This window comes from Halalkalibacterium ligniniphilum (genome assembly GCF_000334155.1).
Taxonomy (GTDB): domain Bacteria; phylum Bacillota; class Bacilli; order Bacillales; family Bacillaceae_D; genus Halalkalibacterium; species Halalkalibacterium ligniniphilum.
The window spans coordinates 1-17,523 of record NZ_ANNK01000083.1 but is presented as its reverse complement, the minus strand read 5'-3'; the positions used below and the strand labels follow the sequence as shown (position 1 = coordinate 17,523).

Annotated in this window: 14 protein-coding genes; all 14 read right to left on the bottom strand. The window is 42.0% G+C overall.

What is annotated here, in order from left to right; all coding sequences use genetic code 11:
- Positions 1–29 precede the first annotated feature (29 nt).
- Positions 30–1,946 (bottom strand): DNA mismatch repair endonuclease MutL, encoded by a 1,917-nt coding sequence (gene mutL, locus BLT_RS0108710; protein ID WP_017727405.1) that lies wholly within the window; start codon positions 1,944–1,946, stop codon positions 30–32.
- A gap of 17 nt (positions 1,947–1,963) precedes the next feature.
- Positions 1,964–4,609 (bottom strand): DNA mismatch repair protein MutS, encoded by a 2,646-nt coding sequence (gene mutS / locus BLT_RS0108705; RefSeq protein WP_035425704.1) that lies wholly within the window; start codon positions 4,607–4,609, stop codon positions 1,964–1,966.
- Between the two features lie 199 nt (positions 4,610–4,808).
- Positions 4,809–5,372 carry an outer spore coat protein CotE gene (locus BLT_RS0108700; RefSeq protein WP_017727403.1) on the bottom strand — a complete coding sequence of 188 codons (564 nt, stop codon included), beginning with the start codon at positions 5,370–5,372 and terminating at the stop codon, positions 4,809–4,811.
- A 366-nt stretch (positions 5,373–5,738) separates the two neighbouring features.
- Complete coding sequence (locus BLT_RS0108695) at positions 5,739–6,176, bottom strand: RicAFT regulatory complex protein RicA family protein (protein WP_017727402.1); 438 nt, start codon at positions 6,174–6,176, stop codon at positions 5,739–5,741.
- Positions 6,176–7,807, bottom strand: coding sequence for a tRNA (N6-isopentenyl adenosine(37)-C2)-methylthiotransferase MiaB (gene miaB / locus BLT_RS0108690; RefSeq protein WP_017727401.1), 1,632 nt, complete (start codon positions 7,805–7,807; stop codon positions 6,176–6,178). The genes BLT_RS0108695 and miaB overlap by 1 nt, the downstream gene beginning before the upstream one ends.
- Positions 7,808–8,009: 202 nt before the next feature.
- Positions 8,010–8,876 carry a 2-oxoacid:ferredoxin oxidoreductase subunit beta gene (locus tag BLT_RS0108685; RefSeq protein WP_017727400.1) on the bottom strand — a complete coding sequence of 289 codons (867 nt, stop codon included), beginning with the start codon at positions 8,874–8,876 and terminating at the stop codon, positions 8,010–8,012.
- Positions 8,877–10,619, bottom strand: a complete 1,743-nt coding sequence (locus tag BLT_RS0108680; protein ID WP_017727399.1) for a 2-oxoacid:acceptor oxidoreductase subunit alpha — start codon at positions 10,617–10,619, stop codon at positions 8,877–8,879. It abuts the gene before it with no gap.
- A gap of 473 nt (positions 10,620–11,092) precedes the next feature.
- On the bottom strand, positions 11,093–11,353 hold the full coding sequence (locus BLT_RS0108675; RefSeq protein WP_017727398.1) for a stage V sporulation protein S: 261 nt from the start codon (positions 11,351–11,353) through the stop codon (positions 11,093–11,095).
- Positions 11,354–11,464: 111 nt separating this feature from the next.
- Positions 11,465–12,259 (bottom strand): TIGR00282 family metallophosphoesterase, encoded by a 795-nt coding sequence (locus BLT_RS0108670; RefSeq protein ID WP_017727397.1) that lies wholly within the window; start codon positions 12,257–12,259, stop codon positions 11,465–11,467.
- A gap of 145 nt (positions 12,260–12,404) precedes the next feature.
- A complete protein-coding gene (gene rny / locus BLT_RS0108660; protein ID WP_017727395.1) occupies positions 12,405–13,967 on the bottom strand; it encodes a ribonuclease Y in 1,563 nt (520 codons plus the stop codon).
- A 168-nt stretch (positions 13,968–14,135) separates the two neighbouring features.
- Positions 14,136–14,801, bottom strand: coding sequence for an ATPase (locus tag BLT_RS0108655; RefSeq protein WP_017727394.1), 666 nt, complete (start codon positions 14,799–14,801; stop codon positions 14,136–14,138).
- Positions 14,794–15,045 carry a hypothetical protein gene (locus BLT_RS0108650; protein ID WP_017727393.1) on the bottom strand — a complete coding sequence of 84 codons (252 nt, stop codon included), beginning with the start codon at positions 15,043–15,045 and terminating at the stop codon, positions 14,794–14,796. Before BLT_RS0108650 ends, BLT_RS0108655 begins: the two co-directional genes overlap by 8 nt.
- A 22-nt stretch (positions 15,046–15,067) precedes the next feature.
- Positions 15,068–16,507: an AAA family ATPase gene (locus BLT_RS0108645; protein ID WP_017727392.1), complete on the bottom strand. Its 1,440-nt coding sequence runs from the start codon at positions 16,505–16,507 to the stop codon at positions 15,068–15,070.
- On the bottom strand, positions 16,494–17,489 hold the full coding sequence (locus tag BLT_RS0108640; protein WP_017727391.1) for a metallophosphoesterase family protein: 996 nt from the start codon (positions 17,487–17,489) through the stop codon (positions 16,494–16,496). The genes BLT_RS0108645 and BLT_RS0108640 overlap by 14 nt, the downstream gene beginning before the upstream one ends.
- Positions 17,490–17,523 lie beyond the last annotated feature (34 nt).

The following is a 17,523-nucleotide window of genomic DNA, read 5'->3' as shown; positions in this document are numbered from 1 at the left end:
TCCATTGGTATGAATCAATGCTTCGCCCGTTACATCACACGCTTAAACATTTTCTCCATTTCGTAGGTCGTAATTTGGACAATGATTGGACGACCATGAGGACATGTAAATGGGTCACTGCTTTTTCGAAGCGCATCAAGAAGAGCAAACATCTCATCTTGACGCAAATGACGATTCGCTTTAATCGCCGCTTTACACGACATCAAGATCGCAGCCTTCTCTCTCAATTTTTTTACGTCGATTTTCTTCTCCTCTAATAATTGATCGACAATTTCACGAATTGTCTCTTCTTCAAGTCCTTTTGGTAGCCATGTGGGGTGACTGCGAACAATATACGTTTGTGCACCAAATTCCTCTAAAAATACACCAACCTCTTTTAATTTGTCCATATTCTCTTCAAGTATCGCTGCTTCCTGATGGGTGCATTCGATTGTAAATGGAACGAGTAGCTCTTGAAGCTCCTTCTTTACTTGGCCTACCTTATCACGGAAAAATTCGTACTTAATTCGTTCTTGGGCAGCATGCTGATCAATAATATACAAGCCAAGCTCGTTTTGTGCCAAAATATATGTACCATGCATTTGACCAATGGGATACATTGTTGGTACTCGGTTAAGGACTGGAGCTTCTTTCTTCATTTTTTCTGTTGCTTCAAAAGAACTTTCCGTACTTTCCGCAACTTCGTCATCAATGAACACTTCCGTTGCACTGTCAGATTCGCTTTCAGTTTCCTCTGCATCATTCATTTGATTGGCTTCAATCGGCTCGTTCGTTATTTTGTATGTCGGCTGCTCAATTCTTTCTGCTTTAAGTAAAGTGGTTTCCACTAACTGTTCATTTGTCGTAACTTCCTTCACGAGATTCTGTGTCAGTTCTTGTGGCTTTTTCTCATCCAAGTCAAGGGAAAGCTGCTCGCTTTTTTGCTTTGGCTGCTTCGGTCGTGCCGCCTCCGGAATAAGCTGAACACGCTGGAAGCACTCTTTAATCGATTCTGTAATCAGCCGGCAAAGCTCGTCCTCCTTACTCAATCGCACCTCTAGCTTTGAAGGATGAACGTTCACATCGATTAAAAGTGGGTCCATTTGAATATGCAGGACCGCAATAGGATACCGTCCAATCGGAAGTAGTGTATGATAGCCTTCTTGAATCGCACGGGCAAGAGCATAATTACGAATATAACGCCCATTGACGAAAATCGATAAATATTGTCTTGACGCTCTTGTGATTTCAGGCTTTGCTACATAGCCTGTTACTTGAAAATCGATCGTTTCTCCCTTTAGCGAAAGCATGCTTTTCGCCACACTTCGTCCGTAAATGGCAGCGATCACTTGAAGACGATCCCCATTCCCTGATGTTTTTAGCATCTCTTTTCCATTATGCACCAATTGGAAAGACACATGTGGATAAGCAATCGCTAGACGGTTGATCACATCACTGATATTTCCTATCTCTGTATGAACCGTTTTTAAATATTTCAACCGTGCTGGCGTATTGTAAAACAAGTTCGTGACCGTGACATCTGTGCCTTTTCTTGTTTTTGTGGCGGAAGATTCAATGATTTTTCCACCTTCAAGGGTCAGCTCGATTCCCGCCTCAACTCCTGTACTCGTCTTTAAGATAAGATGAGAAACAGATGCGATACTTGGCAAGGCTTCTCCACGAAAGCCAAGAGTCATGATTTGAAATAAGTCCTTGTCATTTTTAATTTTGCTAGTGGCATGGCGATAAAAGGCTGCTTCCACGTCGTCTTTTTCAATTCCATCTCCGTCATCAACGACACGGATGCGATCTAGGCCTCCTGCTTCCACCTCAACTAAAATACTTTTACTATTTGCATCAAGGGCATTCTCTACTAGTTCCTTAACGATTGAAGCGGGACGCTCAACGACTTCTCCAGCAGCGATCTTATTAGAGAGCTGTTCGTCTAGTTTGATGATCTTTCCCATTGTCCCAACCTCCTTGGTCATCCCTTTTCGTTACGAAGTGATCGCTGTAACTCATTTAATAAATTGATCGCTTCAAGGGGTGTCAGATTTAAGACATCAATTGATTTAAGTGCATGAAGAACGGGATGCTCTTCTTGTATCTCATTCTTGTTTCGAATCTCTTTCTTCTTATTCTCTGTCCGATGGTCCATTTCTTCACCAAAGAGTGAAAGCTGTGTTGGCTCATTTGTTGGTGCCGCTTCATCTTTCACAGCCTTTACCTCTTCACGAACAGTCAGTGCAGTCGCTTGCCCTTCAAGCTGAGCTAAAATTTCCTCCGCTCGCTCTGTTACTTGCTTAGGTAAGTTAGCAAGCTCCGCCACATAAATGCCGTAGCTCCGATCAGCTTGTCCGTCAACAACCTTGTGTAAAAACACAACTTTTCCTTGCTCCTCTACAGCTGAAACATGAACATTTTTTAGATGTGTGAGTTCATGCTCCAATGCGGTTAGCTCATGATAATGGGTGGAGAACAACGTTTTAGCCCGCACTTCGTCATGAATGTATTCAATGATCGCTTGAGCGAGAGCCATCCCGTCGTACGTTGATGTTCCGCGTCCAATTTCATCAAGCAGAATCAGGCTATCCTGAGTTGCTTTTGCTAACGCATATTTGGTTTCGAGCATTTCGACCATAAACGTGCTCTGTCCGCTCGCCAAATCATCGGCAGCTCCGATCCGAGTAAACACTTGATCAAAAATAGGCAGTTCCGCCTCTGTTGCTGGAACAAAGCAACCAATTTGCGCCATGACCGCTAAAAGGGCAAGCTGTCGCATATAGGTGCTTTTCCCTGCCATGTTCGGCCCCGTAATGAGCAGCGTTTCCCGACCTTCATGCATGTTCACATCATTGGCAACGTATTCTCCACGGGGAATCACTTGCTCCACAACAGGATGGCGCCCATCTATAATACGAATCGTACGTGAAGCAGAAAAAATCGGCTGTGTATAATGGTTTTTTTCACTGACGGTGGCAAAGCCTTGCAATACATCAAGCGTACTAATACAAGCGGCTAACGCCTGTAATGGACGGGTATATGCTTTTACTTGCTCCCTGAGGGCAAGGAATAATTCATATTCTAAGGCTTCAATCTTTTCTTCTGCCTCTAAAATTAATGCTTCTTTTTCTTTTAATTCAGGGGTAATAAATCGTTCAGCGTTTGATAACGTTTGTTTACGCTCATAACGACCTTCCGGGATCAGATGAAGGTTTGAGCGTGTCACTTCAATATAATAGCCAAATACCTTGTTATAGCCTACCTTCAACGATTTAATCCCTGTCTCTTCCCGCTCTTGTCGTTCAAGCTGAGCGATCCACGTCTTTCCGTTCCGACTCGCATCTCGGTACCGATCAAGTTCTTGACTGTACCCGTCATTAATCATTCCGCCTTCTTTTACGGAAATGGGTGGCTCATCAAGCAAGCTCCTCTCTAATAAATCAACGAGCTCTTCACAAGGGTCAATCTCTTTAATCAAGCTTGTTGCACGGTCATTTTCTAGCTTGCGAACAAGGGCAAAAATGGCTGGGACCCGTTGCAATGATTTTCTTAGCTGAACAAGCTCGCGGGCATTTACACTCCCATACGCCACTTTCCCAACGAGCCTTTCAAGATCATAGACATGGCGAAGCTCATCCCGTAGCTCTTCTCTCTCAAAATAATGCTCAATGAGAGACTGAACCATCTCTTGCCGTTCTTCGATCGCCATTTTGGATAAAAGCGGACGCTCCACCCATTGCTTAAGAAGTCGTCCACCCATTGCTGTCACCGTTTGATCGAGCACCCATAATAGTGAGCCTTGTTTCTTTTTTTCCCGTAACGTTTCAACAAGCTCAAGGTTCCGTTTTGAATGAAGGTCAATTTTCATATAGGCATTCGTCGCATAATAATGGACAGGCTGCAAATGTTCAAGTGAGCGTTTTTGCGTGCGAATTAAATAGTGGAGCAGACGTCCGAAGGCACGGGACAGCTTTTTCTGATCAAGGCTTTCACATAGCTGCTCATAGCCCTCTGGAATCGTGGATGCTTCTTCAAAAGAAATCGTAATCGGCAAGGCTTCTTTTAATGACAACACCGCCTGCTCCTGCCATTCGGAACCGAGAACCACTTCTTTTGCTCCGCATGCTGAGAGCTCTTGAACCACTTCGTCTATATCCCCATCAAGCAAGGTCACCATGTTCTCACCTGTCGTTAAATCGGCACGGGCAAAGCCGAAGCTCCCATCTTCAAACCATGTCACAGCTGCAAGAAAATTGTTTTCCTTTTCTTGAATCATGTTACCTTCCATGACTGTACCTGGTGTGATCATCTTGACCACTTCTCGCTTTACGACCCCTTTTGCCTGTTTTGGGTCTTCTACCTGTTCACAAATTGCGATTTTATAGCCCTTTTCAATCAAACGGGCAATATAATGTTCAGCTGAATGGTAGGGCACACCGCACATCGGAATACGGTCTTCTCCTTGCCCACGACCTGTTAATGTAATTTCAAGCTCTTGTGCTGCCTTTATGGCATCATCCAAAAAAAGCTCGTAAAAATCACCTAATCGAAAAAATAAAAAGGCATCCTGATGCTGTGCCTTAATCTCTAAATATTGCTTCATCATTGGTGTTTGTTGTCCGTTCATCTGTTCTTTCACCGTCCCTTAATATCGCCTCCCATTATAGCACATCGTCCTTGTATTCCGCACGGGACATTCGTTTTGAATACTCATTTATCGTTAGAGACAAACAAGCTGGTGCCTCGAGCTAAACAGCTTTGTCATGTCATCCTATCTTTTTCGCTAAAAAATTAAGCTAGGAAGTGGCTTCCCAGCTCATGCTTCGCTATTCTTCTAATTCGCCGTGTAAAAAGTTCGGGTCTAAATCCTCAAATTCTTCATCAGTTAGATCCTCTTCATACTCTTCCTCAGGAAACTCCTCGATAATACCTTCTGGATTTACAGCAACTGCGAGCTTTGTTTCGCCAATCACCTCAACAACAAATTCCCGTTCCACTTGTACATCTACCGTGGTTCCCGTTTCTGAGATGGTCGCTTCCAACGTATTCGGTTGTTGGATCGGACGGGCGATCACGTCTAATTCATCAGATAGAACAAGTTCATCCCTCATTTTAAGAGGAATAAGATCGGAATAGGTGACGGTTTCAGTTGCAACATCTGTTTTCGTGTTATTGTTGTAAGAGAACCAAACGTTGATATCATAACTTCCTTCCACTTCCACATTTTCGTCCTTCTTCTCAGCGCTGTATTTATGATTAATAATCCAGCAGCCAAGGATGCTTGACGGGTTCTGGGAAGGGCTGATTTTGTGTTCAGCCTGTGAAAACTTCCGACCTTTTCCACAAACCGCTTTTGTAATGATTTCGCGATAAATAAAATCCTCAGACATGTTTTTAAACCCTCCTCATTCTCATATCAAACGCACTTGCCGGTCGTAGGTGTCACTCTAGCTTATTACGCTCCGCCAAATTCTTCACTCCCATCCTATGCAGGGCGAATAACCAATGTGCGAAAAACAAAAAGCAAAAATTAGAGCTCTATCTGTAACACGATATGAACAAGGGTGTCGTTTTAGTACACGTTTTGAGGGAATTTCATCGAAGCACTAGTAAATCAGACTATCTAGAGAAATATACAAGTATTTTTATTCAATTGCATCCTTATTTATTCTTAAAATGAATGATCAAAAAAAGCTTGTCGTTAGGAGCCAAAAAAACCTGCACTCCTTTTCAAGAGTACAGGTTACGGTCATTGACTATTCCTCCGCCTTGCAGTCTCCACTGCTTACTAACGGATTTTTTGTTGTCGTTCTTTTTAAAAGATCCCCACCCATAGAGGTAATGATCTCATCTGTCACTCTTCTCGAAATCGTATGTGTGACAACTTGTAAGAGATGGTTCACTTCAATCTGGCTCTGTTTGAATTCCTCTACAAGTGGAATCGCATCCAACTCATTTTGCAAGGCATCAATCTTCGCTTCTACTTCTTTTAGTGCTTCTGTTTTGCCATAGTGTTGAAGGTTAACCGCTTCTTTATGAAGCTTTTTAATTTCGGCAATTAATTCTTGAACACGAAGATGTTCGTTAATTTGCTTTTCCGCCCGTTTAAAAAAATCAACCTCTTCTGTTTCTGCGATCATATTTGCTAGTTCAATTGCTTTTTCTCGAATATCATTTTTCGTATACACTGCCATTATGCTTTCACCTCTGCCATTTCAACCATTTCTCCATCCAGTGACCATGTTTTCGCTTCCGTTACTTTCACATAAACGATTTCGCCAATCACAGATTTTGGTCCTTTGAAGTTCACAAGACGATTGGTACGAGTACGTCCTGCAAGGATTTCTGGATTCTTTTTACTTTCTCCTTCAACAAGAACCTCAACGATCTTATCTTGATACTCAAGGTTTTTCTTCGCTGAAATCTCATTTACAAGTGCATTCAAACGAGCTAGACGCTCACGCTTTACTTCCATTGGAACATTGTCGTTCATTTTTGCAGCTGGCGTTCCTTCACGTGGTGAATAAATATACGTATAGGCACTATCAAACTCGATTTCACGTACAAGAGACAACGTATCCTCAAATTGCTCCTCTGTCTCATTCGGGAAGCCGACAATTAAATCGGTTGTAAAAGATGCATTTGGAATCGCCGCTTTGATTTTATTAGCTAGTTCAATGTAATGCTCACGTGTATATTTTCTCGCCATCAGCTTAAGGATTTCTGTGTTTCCATGTTGAACAGGTAAGTGAATATGCTCAACAAGGTTTCCACCTTTCGCTAAAACCTGAATTAAGTGATCATCAAAGTCCCGTGGATGACTTGTTGTAAAACGGACACGAGGGATATCTATTTTATAAATTTCGTCCATTAGATCCCCAAGACCGTAGTTCATGTCTTTAAAGTCTTTCCCATAGGCATTGACGTTCTGTCCAAGCAGTGTAATTTCCTTATAGCCTTGACGAGCTAAATCACGCACTTCAGAGATAATATCCTCTGGGCGTCGGCTTCGCTCTTTTCCTCTTGTATAGGGAACAATGCAATACGTACAGAACTTATCACAGCCATACATAATATTTACCCAAGCCTGTGTTTTGCCTTGACGAGCGCGAGGCATGTTCTCAACAATGTCCCCTTCTTTGGACCAAACTTCAATAACCATTTCTTTACCGAACAAAGCATTACGAAGAAGATGTGGGAGACGGTGAATGTTATGCGTACCGAAAATCATATCAATATGCTGATGTTTTTCCATAATACGATTCACAACATTTTCCTCTTGTGACATACAACCGCACACGCCGACAATAAGCTCTGGTCGCTCACGCTTTAACGCTTTCAAATTACCGATTTCACCAAACACTTTGTTCTCGGCATTTTCACGGATTGCACAGGTGTTGATAAGGATCACATCGGCATTTTCTGTTTCCTCCGTAGCTTCAAACCCCATGTCTAATAACAGACCGGCCATGTTTTCTGAGTCATGGACATTCATCTGACAGCCGTATGTGCGAATTAAAAACTTTTTGCCTACACCGATTGCTTTCATTTCTTCAGGGATGAGCTGACCAGGACGAATCACTTGAACCTCTTCTTTTCCACGACGTTTGCCCTGTTTGTAGTCAGGCTGGTCGTAGATGGAAATATCACGTCCACCAATTCGAATGACTTTTTTATCGTCTTCCTCGCTGATGATTTTTGCATTAGAGAAATCAAAATACTTACTATAGTCCTTTGTTGCTGTTCCACTGCTGGATTTTACGTCCTGAGCGGAAGGTATGTTTTTTGTATTTCCATTGCGTCCGAGACGCTGATCTTCATTCATTTTTAAGCTCCTTTCTTACTTTTTTCATCATTAAAAAGAGCAAACGCTCAATCATCTATTATACCTGTATCATTTTTTAAAGACAATGAGGTCAGTTGGAAAAACAAGCTTTTGACACAATCTATCGTCAAATCTACCATAGAACAAAATCCCCAACGTAAAAACCACCCTCCATTTTAATGAGAGGGTGGTTGTTTAGAAGTTACATAAACTCTGCCATCAATTCATTGAATTTTTCTTCCTTTAGATGTAAATCCTGATGAGCAAGTGGATTTTCGTCATAACCGATGACCAGATCTTGGTAGGATGGTTGCGTTTGATTTTGATAAATTAAGCCTGTAACAAGCCCTTCATTTTCCATCAATGTTTGCATGGCCATCATACGATTTGAAGCATCATATCCTTCAATATCTGATAGCTTCTTAAGATTTTCTTTGAACCAGTCATACGTGTTTACTTTATTAAACGTGACACAAGGACTGAAAACATTAATAAGAGAGAAACCCTTATGCTGGATGCCTTGCTCAATTAAAGAAGTTAACTCCTTCAAGTCACTTGAGAAACTTTGAGCAACAAACGTTGCACCGGCTGTTAAAGCCATTTCCATTACGTTTAATGATGATTCAATCGAACCACCAGGCGTACTCTTTGTTTTAAAGCCCATCTCACTACGAGGAGACGTTTGTCCTTTTGTTAATCCATAGATTTGGTTATCCATAACGATATAGGTTATATCGATGTTTCGGCGAATCGCATGCACAGTGTGGCCCATTCCAATCGCAAATCCATCTCCATCTCCACCAGAAGCAATGACAGTTAAATCCTTGTTTGCCATCTTCACGCCCTGAGCAATTGGCAAAGAACGTCCGTGGACACCATGAAATCCATAGGCATTAATATAACCTGAGATTCGACCTGAACAGCCAATCCCTGAGACAACAGCTAGATCATCTGGCTCTAAACCAACGTTTGCCGCCGCACGCTGAATCGCAGCTTGAACGGAGAAATCTCCACATCCCGGGCACCAGTTCGGCTTTACTTTGTTACGAAATTCTTTGAACGTAGCCAATTAAACCAACTCCTTGCATGCTTGATGTAATTCACCTGGTAAAAATGGGTTTCCGTCATATTTTAAAACACTTTCAACCTTTTCTCCGCCAACATTCATTTTTACAAGACTTGCTAGCTGTGCCGTTGCATTATTTTCAACAACAACAACCTTTTTCGCTCGCTCCATTAAAGGCTTTAATTGCTCAGCAGGGAATGGATGCACCAAACGAATTTGGGCATGATTGACCTTAATGCCATCTGCTTCAAGACGTGGCATCGCCTCTTCAATCGTTCCTCTTGTTGAGTTAATTCCCACAACAAGCAAATCAGGATTTTCGTGCTTTTCATTAACAAATACAGGGGTATTGAAACGATTCGCAAGCCCGTTTAATTTGCGAAGACGTTTGTCCATTTGAGCGATCCGGTTCGTTGGACTTTCAGACGGCTTTCCTGTTTCATCATGTTCAACACCTGTTACATGGTGAATCCCTTGCTTCATCCCAGGAATGACACGATGAGAAACCCCGTCTTCTGTTACTTCATAACGCTTAAAGTACGCACCGTCTTCACGTTCAGGCAACGTTTCATGAAGATCTAGCTTTCCACGGCGAATTTCAATCTTCGAATAATCGAGTGGTTCAACCGTTTGCTTTCCTAACGAAAGGGCTAAATCTGTTAACAAAATCACAGGGACTTGTAGCTCTTCTGCAAGATTAAACGCTTCAACTGTATCGTAAAATGCTTCTTCAACCGTACTTGGTGCAATAACCACCTTAGGAATGTCACCATGTGTGCTATACACCATCGCCATTAAATCAGATTGTTCCTGCTTAGTAGGCAAGCCTGTACTTGGACCGCCACGCTGTGTATCAACGATAACAAGTGGTGTTTCCGTCATACCAGAAAGTCCAATCGATTCTGCCATCAATGACAAACCAGGTCCTGCTGAAGCTGTGAACGAACGAACACCTGCGTAATTTGCTCCAATTGCCATGGTACAAGCGGCAATTTCATCTTCTGTTTGAATGACCGTACCGCCAAACTCAGGAAGCTTCTTAATAAGATATTCCATAATTTCAGAAGCGGGAGTAATTGGGTAAGCAGCCATAAAACGGCAACCTCCAGCAATTGCACCCATAGCGATGGCATCGTTTCCAATCATGAACATACGCTTATTTCCATCCGCTGGCTCAAGCTCTAACTCTTTAATTTGTCCCCCTGCTTCTTTGTTGAAAAAGTCAGCGCCGGCTTGTATCGCTTCCATGTTTTTTTCAACCACAGATGCCCCTTTACGGCTAAAAATTTCCTCCACCACTTCTCGATACGCTTCTGGACGTAAGCCAAGAATTGCACTTGAAGCACCTACAGCTACCATGTTTTTCATTAATGACGTTCCAAGTTCATTAGCAATTTCTGTAAACGGAACCGCGAATAATCGAGCGTTCGAATCTTCTGGAATTGTTGGGTTAAACTTTGCGTCTCCCACAACAATCCCGCCATCTCTTAGTTCATGGACATTGACATCGATTGTTTCCTGATCAAAAGCAATCAAAATGTCAAGATCATCAGATATTGCATTCAGAGGCTTCGTACTCACACGTATTTTATTGTTTGTGTGTCCACCTTTAATTCGTGACGAAAAGTGACGGTAGCCATATAAATAATAGCCTAAACGATTAAGAGTTGTAGCAAAAATTTCCCCTGTACTTTCAATTCCCTCTCCCTGCTGTCCGCCAACTTTCCAAGAAAGTTGATTGATCATAGAAAACGCACCCCTTCGGTGAAATAATATCGATAAACCTGTTGATTTAATCGATTAATACAGCTATTTTCATAGTTGATTATTCAAAGTTTACCACATTCCCGAGTAAACTACTAGAAATAGTACAAAATAAAAGCATGCCTCGTTTTTGTTGAGAATTATGTACTAAACGATTTTTATGATAAATCTACTAAAAAGAAAAAGCAAGGTAAAAGATCGATTTTGATGATTGTTTATCAGAATTTTTAAAATAAAAATGAGGGATTTAGAGCGTTAATCGTCATAAAAAAAAAAGCGTAAGACCCCGCATAGCGACATTGAGCGTTGGAAACTCTGACTCGAAAACGTTTTTTATTTCGCAGGAGAAGTTAAGGCGGACTTTTTCCGCTAGCCCCTGTAGCTTGAAGCTTTACGATGGTATCCCTTCAAAAGAAAAGGACCCATTCACATATGTGAACAGGCCCTCTTTGCAATTAGCGCGGCTCTACAATTAGCTTTATCGCCGTACGCTCTTCTCCGTCTATTTCAATATCTGTAAATGCAGGGATACACACGAGGTCAATTCCACTAGGAGCTACAAAGCCACGAGCAATAGCAATCGCTTTAATTGATTGGTTGAGTGCACCTGCCCCGATCGCTTGAATCTCCGCTGCTCCTCTTTCTCGAATTACACCAGCAAGCGCTCCAGCGACAGAATTAGGCGTAGATTTTGCTGAAACTTTTAATATTTCCATTTCTTGTACCTCCTCATTAGATGGATAATGCCACTCTACATAGTATATATTTCAAGAAATCAATAGATATTCCTCTAACTGAAATGAATTATTTCAAAATACTGAGTTTCTTTATTCGTAGAATGGGTGGTCTTCATTAATAAGGATTCTCTCGATCGATTTTGCAAGTCCTGTTTTTGAATCGAGGTCAATGATGACTCCATTTAATTGTTCCCGTCCTTGAGCAACTTCAAACCTCACAGGTAAATTTGTGTAAAATTTTCTCAAGACCGCTTCTCGTTCCACCCCTAATATTCCATCATATGGACCTGTCATCCCAACATCGGTGATATAAGCTGTTCCTTTTGGTAGGACTCGATTGTCTGCTGTTTGAACATGAGTGTGGGTTCCGACCACTGCGGATACTCGACCATCTACATGCCAACCCATTGCTTGCTTTTCACTCGTTGCTTCTGCATGAAAGTCAACAAATACATAGGGAGTACGCTTTTTTACTTCCTCTAGAACCTGGTCAATTTTACGAAACGGACAATCATTTGGAGCTAAAAAAGTCCGCCCCATCATATTGATGACTGCAAATTCAACATCGTTTACTTTGATCATCGTATAGCCCTTACCAGGTGTTCCTTCAGGAAAGTTTGCAGGTCGCACAAGTAAATTTACGCCTTCAATAAACTCAAAGATGTCTCGGTTATCCCAAGCATGATTGCCCAAAGTTACCGCTTGTGCCCCTGCGTCTAAAAATCCTTTATAAATTTTTTCTGTAATGCCTTTTCCATTTGCTGCATTTTCACCATTGACCACGGTCAGAGTAGGTTTGTATTTTTTCTTCAAACTACCTAAGTATTGTTGAATCATTTTTCTACCTGGTGAACCGACAACATCACCAATAAACAAAATTTTCATTGAATTGCTCCTTTTCTATCCTTCACTTGCAGACATTTTACTTATTTCATCATAGTCCATCCAATCCTCGTCTACAAGGTAATCATTAAAGCCATAGCAGGGAAAAAATTTCGGCATAAAAAGAAATAAAGTGGCTTTCGCCACTTTATTTCGCATATTCGACCGCTCGAGTTTCTCGAATCACTGTCACGCGAATGTGCCCTGGATAATCGAGTTCCTCTTCAATTTTCTTCGTGATATCTCGAGCAAGCTTATGAGCAAGCACGTCATCAACAATGTCTGGTTTGACTAAAATCCGTACTTCTCGTCCTGCTTGAATCGCATACGTCTTCTCTACTCCTTCGAAGGATTCAGAGATTTCTTCAAGCTTCTCAAGGCGACGGATATACGTTTCAAGTGTTTCACGTCTTGCACCAGGTCTAGCCGCAGATAATGCATCAGCAGCAGCAACCAGTGTGGCAAGAACAGAAGTTGCTTCCGTATCTCCGTGGTGAGAAGCAATGGAATTAATGACAACTTGGTGTTCCTTGTATTTCGTTGCAAGCTCAACCCCGATTTCCACATGACTACCTTCCACTTCATGGTCAATCGCTTTTCCAATGTCATGAAGCAGACCCGCACGGCGAGCTAGCTTCACATCTTCACCAAGCTCAGCGGCCATTAAACCAGCTAAATAAGCGACTTCCATTGAGTGCTTCAGAACATTTTGTCCATAGCTTGTTCTAAATTTAAGACGCCCAAGTATTTTAATTAAATCTGGATGAAGCCCGTGAACACCCATTTCAAAGGTTGCCTGTTCACCATATTCACGAATGGACTCATCAACTTCACGACGAGCTTTATCTACCATTTCTTCAATACGAGCTGGATGAATTCGTCCATCTTGAACGAGCTTTTCAAGAGCTGTCCGAGCGATTTCTCGTCGAATCGGGTCAAAACCAGAAAGGATGACAGCTTCAGGCGTATCATCAATAATTAGATCAATTCCCGTCAGCGTCTCTAATGCCCGAATGTTTCGTCCTTCACGACCAATAATTCGCCCTTTCATTTCATCATTAGGAAGGTTCACAACGGACACCGTTGTTTCCGTTACATGATCAGCAGAGCAGCGCTGAATGGCTAGAGCTAAAATCTCTCGTGCCTTCTTGTCCGCTTCTTCTTTCGCTTGAGCAAAACGCTCCTTCACTAAGATGGCCGTCTCATGAGCAAGTTCCTGTTCGACTTCAGAACGAATGGCCATTCGTGCTTCTTCGCGAGAAAATCCAGAAATTCGCTCAAGCTCAGCTCTCTGCTTGTTCAAGATTTCCTCCACTTTGCTATCCATCTCTTCAATTTGTCGTTGTTTTTTGGTGAGAGATTCCTCCCTTTTTTCCAAAGCTTCCTCTTTTTTATCTAAGGTTTCACTCTTTCGGTCAAGGATCTCTTCTTTTTGAACCAAACGATTCTCTTGTTTTTGAATCTCATTTCTCCGTTCACGAACCTCGCGTTCTGCTTCAGTTCGAAGTTTATGAACCTCATCCTTTACCTCCAGGATGGCTTCCTTCTTACTCGCTTCCGCTTCCCGCTTCGCATCCTCAACTATTTGTTTCGCTGCATGTTCCGCACTGGAAATTTTCGCTTCCGCAATGGATCTTCGAACAAGATATCCAACAACTGCACTTCCTGCAGAGACAACAAGCAAAATGGAGATGAGCAAGACATTTTCCATACTCTTTCACCTCCCCTTGCTATCTAATTGTTGGTTCCAACTTACGTGTCATACTTTCATTTTGTTTTCAAGGTGTGCAAACAATCGCACAAATATTTAGCGAAAAAGTGTAAATATGACGTGAAATAGCCTCATTCTTTTTCATTGTATCGGTGGAAAGATCAATTGTCAAGTGCTGTCAATTTGGGCAATTTCACTGATTCCATCACGAATTTCTACATAGTAAGCACGGTCTCCAGATTCAGCGAGGTGTTGATTATGAGTAATCATTAAGATTTGCCGACCAAACATCGTACTGAGAGATTTCAAAAACTCATAAAGATAATGGGCATACTCATTTGACACATGCTTTCCAGGCTCATCTAACAAAATCGGGCCTGAAAGCGAAGGCTGCACCGTTTCAATAAGCGCCACTCGTAATGCGAGCGTAACAATATCAACAACTCCTCCTCCACGTGAATCCTGAGGTTTCGTTTTTACCCGAATGCCTTCATATTCTGTGACGACATAAAATTCTGCAACAGGCTTGTTTCCTTGCTCTTCTATCTCAATTTGAAAAAAGAATAGAGGACCAAACACATATTGCAGCGCATTGGTTACGAGTGTTTCGATTTGTTGTTTCGCTTGCTCTCGTGCATATTCAGCCGATTGCTGCAATAGCACCCGTGCTTTTTCATATGTATCCTTCGTCTCTTGAAATCGTTCAAGCTGTTCCTGCCGTTCGTTTCGTTGCGTTAGCAGGAGCTGCCGATTTGCATCAAGACGGAGCCATTTCTCATTGGCAAGCTTAAGTTTAAGCTCAAGCGCTTCAAGGCTCAACCAATCTTCATTCATCCTTCATCAGTTCCTTTGGAATAAGGTTCCATGTTTCTTTTAGTCCTTGGTCAATCTCCTGTTCAAGGCGAGCGATTTCTCCTTCCAGCTCTTCAGGCTTCACACCTAACTCCTCTAAATCTTCTAATAAACGCTTGTGCTGATTTTCAAGCTCTTCTAATTTCGCTTCCGCACGGTACCTCATATCTCTCGCTTTCTCAATCGCTTTTCTTATTGCTGCCAAGTCCTGTTCTACATGCTTCATGTCTAACCCCTCCTTTTATATTTTACCTTCGTAATAATGCCTGCAGCTTTTCCTTACTCACATCCCCACCACATGTGGGGCATGTTCCTTCATTCAAAAGCTGGTGCTCGTATTGGTGCTCAAGCTCGACTAATTCTTTTCTTTTATGTTCTAAAAAACTACGTCCATCATGAAGTCGCTGCTCAATCATTTTTATTTGCTCAAAACGTTCCTTTAGCATATTCCATTTCGAAATGGTATCTTGTAAATGGGTAAGTGATACTCCCTCTTTTTCAGCTTCTTTCATCTTCTTATGCAGTTGTTTTGTTTGTTCCATTTGGTTCATTAGGCTCACCCGGTGAACCTGCAGCTCCTTTAGTTTCCGTAAACGTTGCGCATTTCCCCTCAGCTGTTCTATTTTTTCTACGTGGCGATCATCAGCAAAGCCTGTAGCTCGTAGCACCGCCGTTGCTTTACTAGCTACTCGGCTCACTTCTGTTAGCTGATTTTGGAGGCGAAGTAATTGTTTGTAACGGCTGTAGGCTTCAGTCAGCTCTTGCTCACGCTGTTTTACAATTGTGAACACCTCTGTTTTTTCAATCCACTCCTTATGATGTTTTCGCAGTTGAGCATTCTCGTCTAACTGATTCTTTCTTTGTCTATATGTTTGATAACGACTTGTTAAGAGCGTAAGACGTTCATGCTTTTCCTGCCACCGTTCCACGTCTAAGACAAGCATTCTTTGGATTTCGACATTCTCTCTTTGCCGATGATTCTCATTTAAGCTGTCCGCCAACATTGACAGCCTCTCTTGCCGCTTTTTCATTTGCTTAAAGATTTCGAGCTTTTTTTCTATTTCTTGAAGCTGCCGTTTTTGTTCATCAAGCGACTCATAAGGAACTAGTGCTTCTGTTAAACGTTCGATTTCTTCTTCCTCATACCTTGCTTGTTGATTCAGTTTTGCCACATCTTTTGTTGTATCACGAATCGCCATATCAAGAAAATGAGCACCACTTATTCGGCCAATCGCTTTTGCACGTAAAGATGCGGGTTGATCTAGGAGAAACGGACCGTCAAGTTGCTGCGAGACGTGGAGAAGTAATTCATGATCACGATCGATTCGTAGTGGTTTCATGCCGTGGGCTTGTAAAACCTCTTCTGGAACGTTTGTGCCAAATCCCTCAAGAACAAGATCATCTTCTCCCTCCTTTTTGATCACGTAGCGGTTTTTTGATGCTGTTCGCTCTCGTACAATGGTTGTTTTGTTTGAAAATGTAACGGTCACCCGAACAAAATCAGCCCCTACTCTCATAAAATCTGTTCCTCTTGGCTGATTGTACAACACCCAGCGTATCGCACGTAAAATCGACGTTTTCCCACTGTCTGACTGGCCGACAATCACATTGAGGCCAGTGCTAAAATCTATGCTCGTATCAAGATGGGACTGAAAGTTCTCAAGGCGTACTGTGTTAATCGTATTCATCTTCTCCCCCCTTCCAAAGCTCTTCAATCACCGTTATTCTCCGCAATGCTTCCTGCTTTACTTTTTCCTCCACATTTGACATTGCTGCAATTTCTCCAATAATCTGATTCATGTTCAGGGATTGAAACTCTGCCTGTTCTTTCACTTGCTGAACAAAGGCATGAAGTTTTTCCTCTTGGTGAACAGCCTTTTCAAGGAAGCTTCGATCAAGCACATCATCCCCTTTTTTTGCCGACTGCAAAGGATACTCTTTAAGCTCAATACCTTCTTTTGTAACCGTTCCTAAAATGATAGTAGGCTGGCGGCTTATTTCTGACCAATGATTATTAATTCTTGCAATGGCCCCAGGATTGCAAATATATTTGCCGTTTCGTTCTTTGATTCCAAAACCTCCATGATAATGTCCTGTTAAAATGACATCAGCGCTCGTCCCCCATATGTGATCAATAATTGTATGAGGAATCTCATCTGGCAATGCTTTTTCTACAAGCATACTATGCACAAGATGAATGAGTACATCTGCACGACGCTGATTGCTTGGATAATAATCAAGTTTTGGGTCACGTTGATCGATATCGTAATGGTACGGTTGACCAGAAATTTGTACACGTAGCCCATTTTCTTCAAACAGTAACGGTTGATCAGGATGAATGAGTGTTAAAATGCCAAAGGAATCCATTAAACCAAGCATCGTTCTTGTAATTGTATTTGGATTATGCCCGTATGTATCGTGATTTCCAGAAATTGCATAGATCGGTCGATTTGCTTTGCGAAAAATTTGCGCAAATTGGCCAACTACATTTGGAGACAAATCGGGACGGTCGAAGACATCTCCTCCATGCAGTAGGAAATCGACTTCGTGTTTATTGGCAAGCTCCATAATTTCATGGAGCTTATCCTTCAATGTGTCAACAAAGGAATCTAAACGATTTTTCGGCGTTGTTCCTCGTATATGGGTATCAGTAAAATAGAGAAATTTCATGGTTCCTCCTTGAGATCATTGGTGTGACAGAACA